2 protein-coding genes are annotated in these 1,547 nt (G+C 33.6%); both read left to right on the top strand.

All coding sequences use genetic code 11. The features are described 5' to 3' along the window. A partial coding sequence (locus tag ABS764_RS12460) for an MBG domain-containing protein (RefSeq protein ID WP_408082135.1) occupies positions 1-1,062 on the top strand: 1,062 nt, incomplete at its 5' end. Between the two features lie 72 nt (positions 1,063-1,134). After that, on the top strand, positions 1,135-1,547 hold a 413-nt coding region (locus ABS764_RS12455; RefSeq protein ID WP_408082134.1), incomplete at its 3' end, for an outer membrane beta-barrel protein.

The raw sequence follows: 1,547 nt of genomic DNA, 5'->3' as shown, positions 1-1,547 counted from the left end.
GGAGAAAACATCGGAAACTATACTATTACGCAAGGTACTTTAAGCGCCGGAAACAACTATAGTATTACTTATGTGGCTAAAGATTTTGTTATTACAGCAAAGCCAATTACAGTTACAGCTAATGCTTATCAGACTAAAGTTTACGGAACAGTTGATCCAACGTTTACTTACGCTGTTACTCCAGCTTTAGTAAATGGTGAAGCATTCACAGGTGCTTTATCAAGAACTACAGGTGAAAATGTAGGTATTTATGCTATCACACAAGGAACGTTGACCGCTGGTGCGAATTATAGTATTACTTATAATAGCTCAAATTTTAGTATCACTAAAGCAGATCAGCTAATTACTTGGAATCAGACTTTAGGCTTAGGTTGTGACGGAGAAAACAGTCTTGTTTTAACAGCGACTTCCAGTAGTGGTTTAGCGGTAAATTATACCTCTTCTAATAGTACTATTGCAACTGTTTCAGATAATACACTCCTATTTCAAAATTATGGTTCTGCAACAATAACCGCTTCACAATCAGGTAATATGAATTATAATGCAGCTTCAAATGTTGTTTTACCAGTTGTAACGAGTCAGCCTAACCTGCTTAGAAAACAATTTGAAGACATTATTTTCTTTGATAATAGCTCTAAGAGTTTTATATCTTACAGCTGGTATAAGAATGGAGCTTTAGTTCCAGGGCAAACAAATCAGTATTTTAAAGAAAACGGACCTTTGAACGGTACATATTATGCAGTTGCTACTAAAGTAGACAGGACGTTAATTACCACTTGTCCGTTGACTTTATCCCCAACTGTAGAAGAAGAGTATATTAAAATTGCTCCGAACCCTGTTAAAAGTAATGCTGTTTTTCAGTTGATTACTAATGTAAGCTCAAGCAGATTGCAAAATGCACGTATTGAGCTTTATAATGTTACAGGAAATCTGTTGAATACGATCAGCACAAGTCAAAATACTGTTGATTTGGTAGCACCGATAGTTGAGGGAATTTATATTGTAAAAATGACCTTAGCAAATGGAAAGTATTTCACTAAAAACCTTCTGGTTAAAAATTAAATATTTTAAGAATAGGAAATCCTCATTGTAAACCAATGAGGATGGATTATTCTAATTGAAAAAAATACAAGTATGAAATTCAATATTAAAAATGCAATTGGAATTACAGCTTTCTTAATTTCCCAAGGAATAGCTGCTCAGTTTTATGTTGGTGTGCAAGCAGGAATCGGAGATATTAAAAATGATACAAAGGTAACCGCGCCGGGATATAAAATAGAGCACTCAGGAGCACTAAAAGTGGGTTATATCTATTCGTTAACTAATCATTTTGGAATAGGTACAGGCGTAGAATTTTCTCAATATAAACAGGATGTTTATTTGAAAAATGCAACACAAACTTTAACTAATTTTGAAATTGACCCCTCAACTTCAGCATTTGTTTATAATGTTACCACTAGTAACTATAGCGAAAAACAAACTTTACAGGCGATTCAAATCCCTTTGTTTTTACAATATAAAACTAATATTAGTAAAGGGGTTGATTT

It is taken from the genome of Flavobacterium plantiphilum, assembly GCF_046000495.1.
GTDB classification, from domain to species: Bacteria; Bacteroidota; Bacteroidia; order Flavobacteriales; family Flavobacteriaceae; genus Flavobacterium; species Flavobacterium plantiphilum.
Note: the sequence above shows the minus strand (reverse complement) of the source record. Positions and strands in the feature narration are given on the sequence as shown.